Consider the following 16557-nt stretch of genomic DNA (forward strand, 5'->3'; position numbering starts at 1 on the left):
AGAACCAAAGAACGATATGCGAGTCTCCCTTCGGACGAAGTGTGACGAACACGCAGCTTTCGCTCATCCAGATAGACAACTACGGTCCGTGGACGGTCACCCCGGAACCGCGACGGGAGATGGACCTTCAGACGCTCCAGTCGCGGTTGTTCGCGGACCTCGCGCAGTTCGTCGGCAGTCGGGACGGGTACGTCTTCTTCACGCGGTTCGACAACATGGTCGCCGTCACGAACGGACTCGACGGCGACGCCCACGAACTCATGCAGGAGTCCATCGGCAACCGCTACCCCGTGACTATCAGCCTCGGCACCGGCGTCGATTCGACGCCCATCGACGCCTTAGAGACGGCCACAGCGGGTCTGCAACGCGCCGGAAGCGCGCAGGACGGCGACCGGCGGGAGGTACTCGCCGGGACGACACTCGACGAACGGAACCGAACGGCGACGGACGTCCAAATCGCCCACTTCGACGTGAACGACGCGACGGGCAAGTACACCGACCGACTCAACGAGTTCGACTCGTTCATCGAGATAGAGCAGGGGTACGCCTCGCTCATGCGCCACCTCCGGGAGGAACACGGTGCGCTCTCCTTCTTCGTCGGCGGCGACAACATCATCTCGGTCTGCCCCGACATGGACGAGGCGGCGTACCGGTCGGCCATCGACCACGTCGAACGCGAAGTCGGCGTCGAACTCAAAGTCGGCGTCGGCGTCGCGGACAACGTCCAAGATGCGGGGATGGTCGCAAAGCACGCCCTCGAAGAGTGCCGTCACCGCGGCACCGTCGTCGAGATGGAGGTTCCCAGCCCCGACATCGGCCTCGCCGAGGACTGAACTTCCGGACCGCCCGCCGACGCCCGCCGCCGTCGTCCGAACGCGGACGCGTCGCCTTCGGTCGGTGGGTCCACGGTCACTCCCCCGGCGTTCGGAGAACTAACGGACCGATGGCGAGCGTTCGCTTCGCCGCCGTCGCGATGCGGAACACGTAGGACGTGAACAACAGGAACGGCAGCACCGTGATCGTGAACGCCCCGGCGGTGACCCACACGATGTTGTCGATTCCGAGCGTCGCCCCCGGGAACGTCCCCACGCCGACGAACGCGAGCATGCATCCCGAGACGACGATGGCCGGCACCGCGACGTAGAGGATGTACTGCGAGAGGTCCACCAACGCCCACTGGAAGTAGAGCGTCTTGATGTGCTCGCGGGCGGGGCCGAACATCGAAAGCGCCGACCGGAGGCGGGCGAACGCCTCCCGTTCGTCGTCGCTCAGGCTCTCGTCGAACTGCTCCGTCATGCGCTCTATCTGGTATATCTTCCACGAGTAGTTGAAGTTCAGCGCGGCCGTCATCACGTCGAACTTCCCGAACTCTGCGCCTTCGAGCTGTTCGTCTACCTTCTCGGCGTTCTCCTGTAGGCTCTCGGAGTACTCCGAGACCTGTCTGCGGAGCTCGTCGTCGTCGCTCTCCTCGACGAGTCGGTCGAGTGCGGCCGCCCGTTGCTTGCTCGTCCGAACGAGCTGCTGGAGGAGCTCCGAGGGGTGGGCCGGCGGGGCGTCTTGGAACAGCTCCGAGGCGTACGTGCGGTAGTCCATCGCGTCGCTCATCCGCTTTCGCTGGTCGCCCAACGGCCCCGTCTCCTGCGAGAGGACGAGTTGGTTGATGGTGACGACGAACGTCGTGCCGGTGACGACGACGCCTATCATCGAGGAGAATATCCACTCGATGGCGTTGGACGTCTGAATCTTCTGCTGTAACGACGGCTGAAGCACCGTGCTGGCCGCGACCAACGCGACGAAGACGAAGAGTGCGAGGATGGCGACGACGGCCAATCGGTTGGCTTCGAGGAGGAACCACAGCTTCGCCCGACTCTCGCCGGCCCGTTCCCGCATCGTGTTCGCCGTGCCGATTGTCTCGTTTTCCCCGTTACTCATCCGAATCCCTCTCCGTGTCCGCGGGTCGCTTCAGAACGAGGTACTTCGTCCCGCCGCCGGTGTAGTCGATGGTATCGACGAGCTCCCACCCCTCGCGACCGAGTTCGTTCAGTTCGTCGGTCGGGTCCTCCGCCTCCTTCTGGGTGCTCTCGCGCGGCGGTTCCAACGTCCGGTACTCCCATCTGCGTGGCGGCGGCGCGTCCATTCGTCGTGGGATACGGGGGCATCCGGGCTAAACGTGGTGCCCGGAGGAGACGAGTTTCGTTCGGCCGCGCGGTCTGTCTCGAATGACGAACGTTCACGAGAGAGTACACACAGCGAAACGATACTCTCTCACTAGCTGTCGTTAGTCTGACGAATTATTATGGAGGCGGGTTCTAGAGGGGCGTACGTATGAGAGCAGACGAAGATTCGACCCATCGGAGACTAGACACTGATGCGAACCCCACGGCGCAAATCGTACAGGCGGTCGCCGACCAGAAAGGGACCGACCCGCTGAGTCTGCAGAGCGCGTGGGACACTATCGGACAGGTCTTAGACCCCGTCTTCTCGACGCCGCCGTCGCGCGACGCCGACGTGGAGATCACGTTCAACTACGAGGGGTATCGCATCACCGTCACGCAGGACGGGTGCGCGACGTTCGACGAACTGGAATAATTAGGGGTGCGTACGTGGGGTGGGTAACTTCGGTGGTGAGAGACGGTGATGCGACTGATGGGGGTCGATTCGCCTTTTACGGCGGGCGAGCGTTGCGTACCGGCGGGTCCGTGAACCGACTCGCCGAACGGAGTCTCGGCGAAGGGGGCGGCCGGCCGATAGGACTGCAAAGGGCTTCGAATATCGAATCTCGATTCTCCCGCGCTCTCGTCGGCCACCGCCCGCGTCGAACCGTCGGCGGGACCGTCGGATGCACCGAGAAAACGGGAGTCCTCGCACCGCCTACTCACGTGGCCTCGTTTCTCGGACGAAGGCTCGAATCGCCGCGGCGACGCGGTCGGGGGCCGAGTCGGTGGCGACGTGTCCGACGCCGTCGAGTTCCGTGAGGCGACTCTCCGGCAGGCGTTCGTCGAGTTCGAACGCGGCGTCTCGTAGGTGCGCGGGACCGTGTTCGCCCGTCAGCAGAAGCGTCGGAGCATCGACGCCCATGTCCTCTGGGAGGTCGTACTCCTCGACGGCGTAGTTCTCCCGGATCACGGTTTCGACGAGGTCGAAGTTCACCTCCTCGGGCCAGAACGGCAACCGCTCGGGCTTCGGGACGCCGCCGGCGTCCCGGTAGAACAGCTTCATCGCCCTCTCGCGGTCGCCGGCGTCGAGGCTCTCCCGCATCCGGTCGGCCAAGTCGTCGTCGCGGTGGTCGCCGACGAGGACCGCCGGTTCGTAGAGGACGAGTCGGTCGACGTCCACCTCGGTCGCCGCTGCGAGCGCGACGAGGCCGCCGAAGGAGTGCCCGAACACCGTCGTCTCACCGTCGACGGCGTCGACGAGTGCGCGCACGTCGGCGACTTCGCGGTCGAGGTGGTACTCGTCGGCGTCGCCGCTGTCGCCTCGTCCCCGCCGGTCGGGAACGACGAGGGTGAAATCGTCGGCGAGGTGCGGTCGGAGCCTGTCCCACGCCCGACGAGTCCCCGACCCTCCGTGGAGGAGGACGAGCGACGGACCCGACCCCTCCCGTTCGTAGGCTATCTCCGTTCCGTCCGCCGAGGTGACTGTCCGCATGGAGTACGGCGTTAAAGTGTGAGTCAACTAAACTGTTCCCCGTCCGGCCGTTTCGTGTGGTCGTCGCTCAACTCCCCTCCGAGAACGCGTTTCTCGCGCAGGTGCACACAGAACTACCCACGGTGGAGAGTTCGAAGGAGAAGCGAGCACGCACCAGGCGGTGCTCACCGGTCGTGGTCCCGGAGGGGAAGCGGGGCCAGGTGTCGAACTCGGTCGCTAACGCTCCCTCGCTCACATTCGCGGCCTTCTCCATCGGAGTGCGCTTTTCGATGTCCGAGCGTCGGACCGATAGCAAGCTCGATAGCACACCTTTCCTTCTCTTAGCCCTCACCGTGATACTGTGACCGAGACAATCCAGGGCGACGTCTTGCACGTCATCCCTCCGGACGAACTGGACGACCACGACTTGACGCCCGCCCTCCAAGAGTTAGCCGAGTCGCGCTACGTGATCGTACTCCGGAAAGGGGGTCACCCCTCGATACTGGCTCTCGTCTGGGCGTTTATCCGCCGCAGCCCAATCGAGGCGGTAACTGTCGTGACCGACCGGCGTTTCGAGGAGGACGAGGAGGTCACGCTGACCGTCGAGAAGACGGACATGGCCGGTGTCTACGTCACAGCAGTCTCTGGAGGAGACCCGGAGACGTAGCCGACGTCGATTCTCTGCGGCCTGCCACGTTATCCGGCTGCGAGGACGGTGTCGAGGCGCTCTTCGAGTTCTTCGATGTCGTCTCGTAGATCCTCGGCCTCCTCCGTGTCGAGACCGGCGAGCCGGTCTTTGAGCCCCTGTAACTGCGATTGCTTTTCCGCTTCTTCTACCGACGTTTTCTGGACGTAAACCTGCTCTTCGACGTTATAGACGTCCTGTTCGTCGATATCCGTGACTGCAAGCACCACGTCGAGCTTCTCGGGGTCGATCCCCCACACCCACTCGCGGGGAACGCCCTCTTCGTCGAGAACGCTTAGAACCGCCTTCTCGTCTCTGAGGTGGCGGCGTTTGCGGGCCGTCCGATGGACGGTCCCGAATCGTCCGTGGAGGTCCGCATCGGGCCCGATGTACTCCAGTAGTGCGTCTCCGACCGTTTTCCTGAGCCGATCCGCCCCCCGCTGGACGTCCGAGAGGAGCACGTACAGATCGACGAGCGCCTCGGACGACAGTGAGTCGGGGTCGTCGAGGTCGTGCCGTTGGAGCGTATCGGCGAGGAGCACCACGTCGTCGTAGATACGCTGCGGGGGCGTCCGAACGGTCCACTCCGGGCGGAGAAAGGGACTCTCTCTTCGCTCGCTAGACTCACTTCGCCGGAGCGTATCCTCGGATTCGTCGACGGTGTACTGGTCCGAGAGACTCATTACCGACACGTACGGTTCGACCCCCGCTGGAAGCTCGGCGATCGACAACTCACCCGAGTCTGACTCGAGCCAGTCGTACAGGACCTCGAACTGGTTTCGCCAGAGCGGGCGCTCTCGATCTCGCCGGTCTCCGACGTACGCGACGATGATCCGATCGTCGTGCGACGACTCGATCGCGAACGCGCGCTCCGACGACGGGGTCACGAGGACAGAGTCGGACTCGATCTCCTCACAACGGTCGCGAAGATCGGTCCACACGGAATCGAACGTCATGTCCGAAAATTCGCCCGTTGAGAGCAAAAGCGTGGGGCCTAGTTCTGTTGATCTCTCCCCCGGTGAACACGTGTTCCGAGAAGACGTGGGGCCGGAGGGATTGAACGACGGTCGCTCACTTTGTTCGCTCTCTGATTCAAACCCCTCGGCGTACACGACGTACAGAACTCACGCCGTCCGCGAGCGACGGAGCGCTCGCTCGGGGTGGAGTTCTGAGAGAAAGTGGGGCCGGAGGGATTTGAACCCCCGATCGACTGATATCTCCGGTACGCGCCTCGGTACTCCAGAGGGTCGTCAACACGACCGATGATCAGTCGGTCGCTCGGTATATCAGTCTGGAGTGTCGTCACCGGGCGCCAAGCCTCTGGAGTCAGTCGCCATCCCGGGCTTGGCCACGGCCCCTGTGTGTGCACCCGAAAGTTAGACGATACGACTTAAAGGAATTTCGATTGACGGCGGTCCGTCAGCGGTCCGTCTCCGACCAATCGCAGTCTTGGCACTTGTAAGCGGTCACGAACTCAGTGACGCTCGGCATGTAGCCGACCGAGAGGACGTTGCCGCCGCACTCGGGGCAGTCCCTGTCTGCGTCTTCGATGTCCTCGGCCTCCATCGGACGCTCTCCCTCGACGAGTTCCGCGAGTCGTTTGGGCGTCACCATCCGACCTTGCACGACGCGATTGCTCATGTCGGGTTCGTGGATACGGAGTGTGGTAAGTCCTCCGCGTCCGCGTCGGGGGTCAGTGGGTCACCACCGAAACCGTTCGCGTCCGAGGGCCGTCGCACTCCACCAAGAGGAGCGACTGCCACGTTCCGAGGTCCAACTCGCCGTCCGCGAGGGGGACGGTGACGCTGTTGCCGAGGAGGAGGGCGCGGAGGTGCGAGTCCGCGTTGCCGTCGAGTTCGTCGTGTGACCACCCCTCGTCCGGGACGGCCGAGGCGAGCAACTCCTCGATATCGGACAACAGTCGGCGTTCGTTCTCGTTGCAGACGACGCCCGCCGTCGTGTGTCTGACGAACACCGTACAGGCGTCCGCGTCCGTGCCGGCGGCGTCGTCCACTGCATCTGCGACTCGGTCCGTCACGTCCGAGACGTCGAGGCGGGCGTCCGTCTCGACGTCGAATCGGGCCGTTCCCATGGTCGAGACGAACGGCGGGCGGGGGCAAAAGAGTGCGTCAGCGGCGGTCGGTCGCAGCGGCGTCGGCCGGGGAGAAATCGGAGCCGACGTGTCTCAGAGCCACGGCGCGCGCGACTCGTCCTCGCCGGGGTAGCCGTATCCGGCGTCGGAGTCGGGGTCGGCGTCGGCCGCGTCGTCGTCAGAGTCCGCGGCGGCGGGCGAGGGGTCCGAGTCGCCGCCGTCCGCGAGTGCGGCGCTGGACGGACCCGATTCCTCGGCGGCCGAGTCGGCGTCCGCCTCGCCGGCGTTCGGGTCGAAGGCGAACAGGGCCGTGACGGCCAACACGCCCAGCGCGATGGGGCGGTCCGTCGGGAGGAGGCCCAACACGTCGATGGCGAGCATGCCGAGTGCGACCGAACTCCCGAAGCGGAAGCGGTCGATGTCCACGGCCCCGCGGAGGCGGGGCGCGAACAGGGCGACGAGGAGGGCGAACCCGACGCCCGTCCCGGCCGCCGCGGCGGCGTGCAGTATCGTCGTCACGTTGGGGTCGACGATGAGGCGCGCGCCCGAGGGGTCGAAGCTCGCAACGAGGCCGAGTCCGATGATGATGCTCGGCGAGGGCAGGTACTCGCCCACCTTCGAGGACGCCGTCTTCGCGGCGACGGCGAGGATGACCAGCCCGGCGAAGCGGTGGAACACCTCGAACGCCAACAGCGTCCGCAACGTCTCGGCGAACACCGCTTCTATGCCCGCGATGGGGATGATGAACGCCCCGATGAGCAGCACGGAGGTTATCTGCTCGCGCCGGGTGCCTTCCATCTCGGCGAGGATGACCGCCACCGTGGCGGACCCCCCGAAGATGAGCAGCCCCGTCTCCAGTATGCTGGCCGGACTGCTCAGCGCACCCGCGATGATGAGCGCGGGGAAGATGCCGTCTACGAGGGGCAGAGCCATGACCGTCGCCAGCAGGCGCGTGGCTCCGCCCACATGCTGTTCTAAGCGGAGGGCGACCGGATGTCGTGAGACGCTCATTCGAATCTAACGGCCGTCACCATCGGCCAAATGGCGATACGGACCCAAACCGGGCGAGACGTCGTCGTGTCCGGCGAGTCCGCGCACTCCGAGGAGATTGAGATTCGGGAGAAGTTTATTCCCGAATTTAAATGTCCGCCACATCGCTGTAATAAAGAGGCTGCCGGAGTCGACGATTTCCTGACCGGCGATGCGCGATGCGGCGGGACACTCGGAGTCCATACCTGAAATCAATTGCACGAAAGTATTAAACGTTGTGTGGGAAAGGAAAACATGGTACAAGATACCTTCACCGTGTATACTTAAACACCGGCTACGGTCTTTCGGCGAACCAGGGATAAGTTGACGAATCGTCGAAATCGGCTGGCGTATCGGGCGAATTTTGCACGAACGTTCACCGGGTACCGAGCGTCTCCGCCTCGTACGCGACGAACCGTTCTTTTAGAGAGGTCGGATAGCACTATCGTGTATAGGGTAGGGTATCTGCTTGCCAACCTTCTGCACGGGCGTGCCGTCTCGGAACCCTTTTGTCGCAGGACTATGGACGATTTACATGGCGAACGACGTTCCCGAGCGAGAGTCTTTCTCAGAGAAACTGCAGGTGCCGGAGGCGCTGACGTTCGACGACGTGCTACTCAGACCCGCCGAGAGCCGCGTCGAACCCGACGACGCGGACGTGTCCACGCGCGTCTCGAAGAACGTCGAACTCAACGTCCCCGTTCTGTCGGCGGCGATGGACACCGTCACCGAGAGCGGGATGGCGATAGGGATGGCCCGCGAGGGCGGTCTCGGCGTCCTCCACCGCAACATGGACGTAGAGGGCATGGTCGCGGAGATAGAACGCGTAAAGCGCGCCGACGAACTCGTCATCAGACGGGACAACGTCGTCACCGCGAACCCAGACCAGACGGTACGCGAGGTAGACGAGATGATGGAACACCGCGGCGTCTCGGGCGCGCCCGTCGTCGACGAAGAGGACACCGTCCTCGGCATCATCTCCGGGACGGACATCCGTCCGTACCTCGAAGTCGGCGAGTCCGACGAGGTGCGCGAGGCGATGACCGACGAGGTCATCACCGCGCCGCGCGACGTGACCGCCCGCGAAGCGCTCGAACTCATGTACGACCACAAGATAGAGCGCGTTCCCATCGTCGACGACGACAAGCACCTCGTCGGACTCGTGACGATGCAGGGCATCCTCCAGCGCCGCGAACACGAGAACGCCGCGCGCGACGAGGACGGCCGCCTCCGCGTCGGCGTCGCCGTCGGCCCGTTCGAGATGGACCGCGCCACCGCCGCCGACGAAGCGGGCGCCGACGTGTTGTTCATCGACTGCGCGCACGCGCACAACCTCAACGTCCTCGACAGCGCACGCGACATCAAGGAGTCCGTCGACGCCGACGTCGTCGTCGGCAACATCGGGACCCGCGAGGCGGCCGAAGCCTGCGTGGACTTCGCCGACGGCCTGAAGGTCGGCATCGGCCCCGGTTCCATCTGTACCACGCGCGTCGTCACCGGCGCGGGCATGCCGCAGATTACCGCCGTCGCCCAAGTCGCGGACGTCGCCGCGGAGCAGGACGTCCCCGTCATCGCGGACGGGGGCATCCGCTACTCCGGCGACGCCATCAAGGCCATCGCCGCGGGCGCGGACGCCGTCATGCTCGGGTCGTACTTCGCGGGCACCGACGAGGCTCCCGGCCGCGTCATCACGATGAACGGGAAGAAGTACAAGCAGTACCGCGGCATGGGGTCGGTCGGCGCGATGAAGTCCGGCGGCGGCGACCGCTACCTCAAGGACGTAGACGAGGACGAAGAAGAGGAGATGGTCCCCGAGGGCGTCGAGGCGGCGACGCCGTACAAGGGGACGCTCGCCTCCGAACTCCACCAACTCGTCGGCGGGATGCGCTCCGGGATGGGCTACGTCGGTTCGGAGACGATTCCGGAGTTCAAGCGCGAGTCCCGGTTCGTCCGCGTCTCCAGTGCGGGTCAGACCGAGGGCCACCCCCACGACGTGATGATAACCGACGAAGCGCCGAACTACAGTCCGCAGGGCGAGTAACCGACCCGCCCTCGGTCCGTCGCGTCCTGACGCGCCGACTCGTTCGGCCGACGTGACGCCGCGGCCCGAACCGACCGCGATTCGCTCTCCGCTCTGCGTCCGAACTCCCGAGTGACTACTCCGGATGTGGTCCGTTCCCAAAGGTTATTGATTAATGGGTCGGGATATGTCGCCGAACGATGGACTCGACGGAACTGCGGAACGCGCTCGAGGACGCCGGGCTCTCGCAGTATCAGGCGGAGGCGTACACCACGCTCCTCCAACTCGGGACCGCGAGCGCAACCGAGATTGCGGACTCGTGTGCGGTTCCGAACGCGCGTATCTACGACGTGCTCCGCGATTTGGAGACGAAGGGGTACATCGAGACGTACGAACAGGAGAGCCTACAAGCGCGCGCGTGTGACCCCGCAGTCGTCCTCGAAGACCTGAGGGGTCGGGCGTCGATGCTCGAAGAGGCGGCCGACGAGATAGAAGAGCGGTGGGACGAACCGGAGGTCGACCAGCACAAACTGAGCATCGTCAAGCGCTTCGAGACGGTGATACAGCGCGCGGCGTCGCTCATCCGGGACGCCGACAACGAGGTGCAACTCGCCGCGACGCCGAAGCAGTACGAGGAACTGAAACCCGCGCTCCGGGAAGCGCTCTCGAACGACGTCCTCGTCAAGGCGACGCTCTACACCGACTCCGACGCGTCGCTCGACGTGGAGTTCGACGGTACCGCGACCGAGGTGCGGCACCGAACCCTCCCGACGCCGTTCGTCGTCCTCATCGACCGCACCGGGACGTGTTTCGCCCCGCACTCGCACTCGCTCAACGAGTACGGCGTCCTCGTGGACGACTACACGCTGACCTACGTGTTTCACTGGTACTTCCAGACGTGCCTCTGGGAGGTGTGGGAAGAGGTGTACAGCGTTCGCCCGACTGACCCGCCGTTGGTCTACTCGGACCTCCGGCGGTGCATCCGCGAAATCGAGCCGTTTCTGGACGACGGCGCGGAGATCACCGCCCGCGTGAACGGGTACGAGACGGAGACCGGCGACGCCGTCGAGATCGAGGGTCGGATCGTCGACGTGAACTACGCCGGCGCGGGCGAGACGGAGGGGTCGCCCCCCCTCTCGCAACTTGCGGGTCGGGTTTGCTTCACCGTCGAGACGGGCGACGGCGGCGGCCGGTACACCGTCGGCGGGTGGGGTGCCGTCCTCGAAAACGTGGAAGCGACGCGGATCACCGTCCTCGAGTGCTCAGCGTGACGATTTCTCCCTCCGAACTCGTCGCCCTCCGCTCGTCTCATGCCGGAACCTATACCAACAGGTAGCCTCCTTTGAGAGGTATTGGTGAGAAATCGACCGCCCTCCAACCCGCTCACCCGGTCCGGAATAAGGGGTATATTGATATGCCCCCGCGAAACATTCGGTGACGTGAGTGTTCCCGGAACACCACGAAGATACACATGAGTGCTGACCAGCCACTCGTGCTCATCGTCGAAGATGAGCCGGATCTCGCAGACCTGTACGCAACATGGCTCAAGGACGAGTATCGAGTCCGCGTCGCCTACGGTGGCCGCGAGGCGCTCGAAGCACTCGACGAAGCCGTAGACGTGGTGCTCTTAGACCGGCGCATGCCGGACCTCTCGGGTGACGAAGCGCTTGCGGAGATACGGGACCGCGGCTTCGAATGTCGCGTCGCCATGGTGACGGCCGTCGAACCGGACTTCGACATCGTCGCCATGGGGTTCGACGACTACCTCGTCAAGCCAGTCTCGAAGGAAGCGCTCGAAGGGACCGTCTCGAACCTCCTCTTACGCAACGCCTACGACGACGGCGTGAAGGAACTGTTCTCGCTCGCCTCGAAGAAGGCGCTCCTCGAATCCGAGAAGGACGCCACCTCCTTGGAGAGCAGCGAGGAGTACAACGAACTCGACGGACGCCTCAAAGAACTCCGATCCGAACTCGACGAGGCGCTCCAGAACCTCGACGACGAACGCGACATCGCCGCCGTCTACCGCGATCTCGGTTCCGACGTCGAGTTCGAAGACCCCGACGAGTAACTTCTCCGTGTATCTCCCGCGTTCGCCGACCCCCGAGGCGTACCTCGGGCGTGACCCCGCCGGGACACCGACCCGATAGACTGTTACGCAGTTACGTCTCGTCAGACGACCTATCGACGCAATTGGCGTTTTTGTTAACCTGTAATCGAACTTAATTGAGTTAATTACGTGTCAGGTTTTCTCGGAAAAATTAATCTTCTCGCGGACCGTCGCCGTATCCGTAATGTCCCCCGACGACGACAACAGCGCGGTCGCACAGTTCCTCTCCGAGCACCCACGCATGATGGGCGTCCTGTTCTCCGCCCTCGTCCTCCTGTCGCAGGCGGGCGCAGTGGTGGCGGGGAACAACAGCGTCATCTACGGCCCGTGAACGTTACGGCGTATTCGAGCTGAACGTCGTACTCCATTGGAGCTCACCCTCGAAGAGAATCGGAATATCCTCTAAGGAGAGAAACTCCTGTAGGTCCTCTTGAGACATCGAGAAGGTATCTACAGACCCCGAGGCGATGTAGTGGCTGGTGACTTCTGAGATATGTGGGATGACGATTGAACCCATCCCGATTTCGCTGCTCGGATAGGTCCGAAACTCGAAGGTGTATCCACTCTCCGCTCGTTCGATGACGCCGAGGTTAGCTAACCCCCCACTGCTCTGTGCGATTGCCAACCCCCCGTCACCCACGACGATGTAGTCGTTTCCGATCACGCTGTCGTCTTTGGCTATCTCTAGTGCGCTCCGGATGGGGAACCCGGAGTTGAGGAGGCGACAGAGGTTCTGTCCGATTTTCACCGCGCCGCTGTTCACCACGTCGTTCAGCGTCACGACGCCGGCTATCGCGCCCGCGTCGATGAGGTGGATCCCCTGTTCGTACGACTGGCAGGCGTTGAGGAGGAACGCGTCGGTTCCCACCTCGTCAACCGCGGAGACGTCCAACGCGCCGTCCGAACACTGGAAGCCGTCGTCGTCGATGTGACCGATGTAGTGGAGGAAGTCCGTCCCGACGGTGAGCACCTCGCGGAGTTCGTCCACGGTGAGGTCGTAGTGCATCCGTACGTCGAACGGGAGTTCCTCGCGGGACCCGTACACGTCCTCGACGACGTCACGTTCCTCGGCCATCTCGGGGTCGTTGCAGACGACGGTGATGCCGATGTCGCCCTCGCTCGGTTCGCGGTTGAGGCGGTTACGGTACGCCTGTAGCGACGCCTTGCTCGCGCCGATGGGCGTCCCCTCGCCTATCCACGCCTGTTCGAGCGAGTCCGTCCGCTCCGGTCGGACGTACTCGCGTTCGGGCGACGGGGCGGCGGGCGACGCACTCCGGGTGAAGTCGCCGGCCGCGTTCGCCCGCGCGCCGTCCGGTCGCGAGGCGCGCAGGAACTCGTCCACCGCGGAGGCCTGCGCCGCCGAACTCGTCACCGGCGTCGCGTCCGGCGTCCGGACGACGGCGAGGTCGTTCGCCACGAACGGTACGAGTTCGAGGTTGTCCGCCGTCGGCGCGACGTGCGTCGTCAGTTTCCACTCGGGGACGTGCGATTCGACGACCCCGTGCGGAACGTCGAGGTACGCCTCCAGTTGCTCCGAGAGCGACCGGTCGTACAACGCCGCGAAGTCGAGGTCGAGTTCGTCCTCGACGGCCCGCCGTTCGTGGAGGTCCACGTCGTAGTACCCCTCTGTCCGCGTCAGGCAATCGAGGAAGAACGCCCGCTTCAACACCCGTTCGACCTCTCGTTCGAATCCGACCGGAGCGTCGAGGTCGTACTCGAATCCGCTCTCGGTGACTATCCGGGGCGTCGGCCCTTCGGTCACCGTCGCGCCGAGGTAGTACACCAACGGCGCGGCGACGTAGAGATAGCTGTACTCTGCGGGCAACTCCACCGTCACGCCCGTCTCGGGCGCTTCCAACCCGGGCGGCACGTCGAGGGAGTCGCCGCGTTCGAGGAGGGGCGGATGCCCCCGGAGCGTCGGGTACGACCGTTCGACGGTGGTTGTTTTGAGCGCGGACCCGAGATACGACATCGCTTCCATCACCGCCCGAGGGTCGTCCGGCACCGTAATCGTCGCCGCCGGTCGCTTGTGGTGCGACCGCGCACCGACGAGCACCGTCGTCTCCTCGCCGAACTCGATTGTCGTCTGCTCGGCGTCGGAACTGACCGACAACGGCGCGGTGACCCGCAGGTACACCTTTATCGGCGCGAACAGTTCGACGCTGTACGTTCCTCGCTCGAACGACTCGTCGCCGAAGTGTTCGGTCTGCGCCAGCATCTCCCCGTCGTCGTCGCGGACGCAGACGGAGACGACGGTCGGCAGGTCGATTCGGTCCGTCCGAATGCGGACCGCGGCGTCGGCGGGAAACCAGAAGTCGGTGGGGTCCGAGGCGGCCGGCGAGACGGCGCTCGGCGTCGAGAGCCGAAACTGGTGCCGTTCGATGGGGTCGGCCACGAGAAGTCCGTCGTCGGTCGCTCGAAACGAGAGTTGGAGGTGTTCGTTCGGACTCTCGGAAGTCGTCTCCGACTCGGTTCGACCGCCGAACTGGTCCATTGTCTACGTTGTTTTCACTCTCGACTAAAAGCGTATGGGTGACAGTACCGTGAAATGACCCTCAGTCGAACGAGAGCCACTCCGAGGAGATGTCAGCGTCGCGGAAATGCCACCGTTGGGCGAGTTCGTGGCCGTCCAGTCGGAGTTCGACGGTGGCGTCGAACAGCGGTTCGAAGAGGCGAACCGTCTCCGAACGCCGGCCCTGCGGGAGCCAGAAGTGGGCCATCCCGCCGACCGACCGGACGTTGTTTCCGAGGACGTGGACGAACCGGAACACCGTCTCGCGGTCGTACTCCGAGAGAAGCGTCGGGAGACAGTCGAACGCGACGCGGAGTTCCGCCGGGGAGAGTCCCGACGCGATGCCGTCGAACTGGTCTATCGTCTCGGCTACCGCCAGTCCGAGGTCGATTATCTCCCCGTCGACGATTTCCGCGAGGGGGTCCCGGCCGTCGGCGGCCGTCCGGTCGTCGCCGTGGCCGTTCGCCGCGCCGATTTCCACCGGACCGTCGGGAGACGAGACGACGGCGGCGTCGGCGTCGGCGGCCGCCGCGTGCCGCGCGTGCGACTCGTACTGGACGATGCGGGTCCACTCCGGCGTCCGCCGGGAGACGCCTTCGAGTCTGAAGTCCCTGTGGGAGACGCCCGACACCGGCGTCACGAGGAGACGCCGCCGAGGGGACGCGTCGCCGTCGCCGAGCATCTTGGCGGACATCCTCGCGTACACCTCTTCGGGCACCGAACCGACGACGAGCAACGCGCTCCCGCGCTCTTTGAGTTCCTCGAGTGCGCACGCGAAACTCGTCACGCCGTCGGAGCGCTCGGCGCCGGTTTCGCCTCCCTGAACCATTCAGATTGAGACATGACTCCGCGTTAAATAATACTTTGTGTGTTCGAGCAGTTAACGCCGGGAGAGAGGTATCGGACCGGTATGGACTGCGACGAGTACTTAATCCCGTGGCGTCTGAAGAACTGCGATGGACAAACAGGCGACGAGTCACTCACACCGCGGGGGGCGCGACGGAGGCGTCGGGAGTGTCGAACCCGTCCGCATGGAGAGCGGACTGGAGGCGCTTCGGTCGAGCCCGGAGTTTCGGGGGCCGGTCGAACCGCTCGAGGACTTAGACGCGAACCAACACATCGCGCTGTTCTACGAGTCACGGGAGGAACAGTTCGCGGCCATGGTTCCGTTCGTCCGGCAGGGGTTATCGCGGGGCGAACGAGTCATGTACGTCATCTACGAACCGACCGAGGCGGACGTCCTCGAAGCGATGCGCGACGGCGGTATCGACGTGGACGCCGCCCTCTCCTCCGGTGCGCTGAGTTTCCACACCATAGAGGAGACGTACCTCCGCACCGGGACGTTCGACCCCGACGACATGCTCTCCGTCTACCGCGACGCCCTGGAGAAGGCGAAAGCGGACTACCCCGGGTTTCGCGTGACCGCGGACACGAACTGGATACTCGACGAACGGACGGAGATTCCGGACTTCATGGAGTACGAGAGCCGAGTGAACCAACTGTTCGAGGGCGAAGACTGCATCGCCATCTGTCAGTACGATTTAGAAACCATCCCCGCCGAGACTCTCAGAGACGTCGTCCGGACCCACCCGCACCTCATCTACGACGGGACGCTCTGTCACAACTTCTACTACACGCCGCCCGAGGAGTACTTCGAGCCCAACGAACCCGCGCGGGAAGTCGAGCGGATGCTCGGAACGCTGGTGGACCGGACCAAAGCGAAGGTGACTCTCGCAGAGACTATCGAGGAGTTAGAGGAGTCGAACGAACGGCTCAAGCGGTTCGCCTACGTCGCCTCCCACGACCTACAGGAGCCGTTGCGGATGATTTCGAGTTACCTCCGGCTGCTGGAGAGGCGGCGCGCGGACGAACTCGACGAGGACGCGCGGGAGTACATCGACTTCGCCGTCGACGGCGCAGACCGGATGCGCGACATGGTCGAGGGGTTGCTCTCGTACTCCCGAATCGACATGCACGACCCCGCATTCGAACCGGTCGACTGCAACGCCGTCCTCGAGGACGCGTTGAACGACCTGCGGATACGGGTCGAAGAGAGCGACGCGGTCGTCTCCGCGGACGAACTGCCGACGGTCGTCGGCGACGCCAACCAACTGGAGCAGGTGTTCTCGAACCTCATCTCGAACGCCATCAAGTACAGCGACGACCCCCCGCGCGTGGACGTCACGGCCGAGAGGCGGGGCGACCGGTGCGTGTTCTCCGTCGCCGACGACGGAATCGGCATCGAGTCGGAGTACCTCGACCAGATATTCGAGATTTTCAACCGACTGCACTCGAACGAGAAGTACCGCGGGACGGGCATCGGCCTCACCCTCTGTCGGAAGATAGTCAACCACCACGGCGGCGACATCTGGGTCGATTCCGAACCGGGCGAGGGGACGACGTTCTACTTCACCCTTCCGACGGAGAGAGCCTAAGGCGTTCGAAGGGGAGTTTATACGGTGAGGGTGACTACTGGTTCGCACAG

18 protein-coding genes and 1 tRNA gene are annotated in these 16557 nt (G+C 64.3%); 8 read left to right on the plus strand and 11 right to left on the minus strand.

Annotated features, from left to right (window positions below; genetic code table 11):
* The first annotated feature begins 41 nt into the window (after positions 1–41).
* The gene (locus tag BLS11_RS08170) at positions 42–833 is read left to right on the plus strand and encodes a GTP cyclohydrolase III (protein WP_092535769.1); all 792 of its coding nucleotides are present in this window, start codon (positions 42–44) and stop codon (positions 831–833) included.
* A gap of 76 nt (positions 834–909) precedes the next feature.
* On the opposite strand, the gene BLS11_RS08175 is transcribed toward BLS11_RS08170, so the two are convergent.
* On the minus strand, positions 910–1932 hold the full coding sequence (locus BLS11_RS08175; protein WP_092535772.1) for a DUF7972 family membrane protein: 1023 nt from the start codon (positions 1930–1932) through the stop codon (positions 910–912).
* The gene (locus BLS11_RS08180; protein WP_092535775.1) at positions 1925–2137 is read right to left on the minus strand and encodes a Sp36 family protein; all 213 of its coding nucleotides are present in this window, start codon (positions 2135–2137) and stop codon (positions 1925–1927) included. Before BLS11_RS08180 ends, BLS11_RS08175 begins: the two co-directional genes overlap by 8 nt.
* 188 nt (positions 2138–2325) lie before the next feature.
* On the opposite strand from BLS11_RS08180, the gene BLS11_RS08185 reads away from it, so the two are divergent.
* Positions 2326–2589, plus strand: a complete 264-nt coding sequence (locus tag BLS11_RS08185) for a HalOD1 output domain-containing protein (protein ID WP_092535778.1) — start codon at positions 2326–2328, stop codon at positions 2587–2589.
* Between the two features lie 282 nt (positions 2590–2871).
* On the opposite strand, the gene BLS11_RS08190 is transcribed toward BLS11_RS08185, so the two are convergent.
* Positions 2872–3648 carry an alpha/beta fold hydrolase gene (locus BLS11_RS08190; RefSeq protein WP_092535781.1) on the minus strand — a complete coding sequence of 259 codons (777 nt, stop codon included), beginning with the start codon at positions 3646–3648 and terminating at the stop codon, positions 2872–2874.
* A gap of 340 nt (positions 3649–3988) precedes the next feature.
* Between BLS11_RS08190 and BLS11_RS08200 the strand changes: the two genes are divergently transcribed.
* On the plus strand, positions 3989–4294 hold the full coding sequence (locus BLS11_RS08200; RefSeq protein WP_092535787.1) for a DUF7526 family protein: 306 nt from the start codon (positions 3989–3991) through the stop codon (positions 4292–4294).
* Between the two features lie 29 nt (positions 4295–4323).
* On the opposite strand, the gene BLS11_RS08205 is transcribed toward BLS11_RS08200, so the two are convergent.
* The 6 genes from BLS11_RS08205 to BLS11_RS08230 all read right to left on the minus strand — a co-directional run bounded on the left by BLS11_RS08205 (position 4324) and on the right by BLS11_RS08230 (position 7637).
* The gene (locus BLS11_RS08205; RefSeq protein ID WP_092535790.1) at positions 4324–5268 is read right to left on the minus strand and encodes a DUF7983 family protein; all 945 of its coding nucleotides are present in this window, start codon (positions 5266–5268) and stop codon (positions 4324–4326) included.
* 223 nt (positions 5269–5491) lie between these two features.
* Positions 5492–5670, minus strand: a tRNA-Trp gene (locus tag BLS11_RS19370).
* Positions 5671–5731: 61 nt separating this feature from the next.
* Positions 5732–5953, minus strand: a complete 222-nt coding sequence (locus BLS11_RS08215; protein ID WP_092535793.1) for a DUF5795 family protein — start codon at positions 5951–5953, stop codon at positions 5732–5734.
* A 52-nt stretch (positions 5954–6005) separates the two neighbouring features.
* Complete coding sequence (locus BLS11_RS08220; protein ID WP_092535796.1) at positions 6006–6404, minus strand: secondary thiamine-phosphate synthase enzyme YjbQ; 399 nt, start codon at positions 6402–6404, stop codon at positions 6006–6008.
* Between the two features lie 93 nt (positions 6405–6497).
* A complete protein-coding gene (locus tag BLS11_RS08225; protein WP_092535799.1) occupies positions 6498–7415 on the minus strand; it encodes a DUF5794 domain-containing protein in 918 nt (305 codons plus the stop codon).
* Between the two features lie 6 nt (positions 7416–7421).
* Positions 7422–7637 (minus strand): DUF8099 family protein, encoded by a 216-nt coding sequence (locus BLS11_RS08230; protein ID WP_092535802.1) that lies wholly within the window; start codon positions 7635–7637, stop codon positions 7422–7424.
* A 331-nt stretch (positions 7638–7968) separates the two neighbouring features.
* On the opposite strand from BLS11_RS08230, the gene guaB reads away from it, so the two are divergent.
* From guaB to BLS11_RS19375, 4 genes are all read left to right on the plus strand, one after another.
* Positions 7969–9474: an IMP dehydrogenase gene (gene guaB, locus BLS11_RS08235; protein ID WP_092535805.1), complete on the plus strand. Its 1506-nt coding sequence runs from the start codon at positions 7969–7971 to the stop codon at positions 9472–9474.
* Positions 9475–9653: 179 nt separating this feature from the next.
* Positions 9654–10724 carry a TrmB family transcriptional regulator gene (locus BLS11_RS08240; protein WP_092535808.1) on the plus strand — a complete coding sequence of 357 codons (1071 nt, stop codon included), beginning with the start codon at positions 9654–9656 and terminating at the stop codon, positions 10722–10724.
* Positions 10725–10924: 200 nt separating this feature from the next.
* Entirely contained in the window at positions 10925–11521 is a 597-nt protein-coding gene (locus tag BLS11_RS08245) for a HalX domain-containing protein (protein WP_092535811.1), read from the plus strand.
* A 223-nt stretch (positions 11522–11744) separates the two neighbouring features.
* Entirely contained in the window at positions 11745–11891 is a 147-nt protein-coding gene (locus BLS11_RS19375; protein WP_175454410.1) for a DUF7503 family protein, read from the plus strand.
* Positions 11892–11894: 3 nt separating this feature from the next.
* Here the strand turns inward: BLS11_RS19375 and BLS11_RS08250 are convergent, their stop codons facing one another.
* Both BLS11_RS08250 and BLS11_RS08255 read right to left on the minus strand, forming a co-directional pair.
* Positions 11895–14054, minus strand: a complete 2160-nt coding sequence (locus BLS11_RS08250; protein WP_092535814.1) for a hypothetical protein — start codon at positions 14052–14054, stop codon at positions 11895–11897.
* Positions 14055–14115: 61 nt separating this feature from the next.
* The gene (locus BLS11_RS08255; RefSeq protein WP_092535817.1) at positions 14116–14901 is read right to left on the minus strand and encodes a DUF7504 family protein; all 786 of its coding nucleotides are present in this window, start codon (positions 14899–14901) and stop codon (positions 14116–14118) included.
* Between the two features lie 127 nt (positions 14902–15028).
* Here BLS11_RS08255 and BLS11_RS08260 point away from each other — a divergent pair, with 127 nt between their 5' ends.
* Positions 15029–16507: a sensor histidine kinase gene (locus BLS11_RS08260; protein WP_092535820.1), complete on the plus strand. Its 1479-nt coding sequence runs from the start codon at positions 15029–15031 to the stop codon at positions 16505–16507.
* Positions 16508–16557: the final 50 nt, after the last annotated feature.

Source organism: Halopelagius longus (assembly GCF_900100875.1).
Lineage (GTDB): Archaea > Halobacteriota > Halobacteria > Halobacteriales > Haloferacaceae > Halopelagius > Halopelagius longus.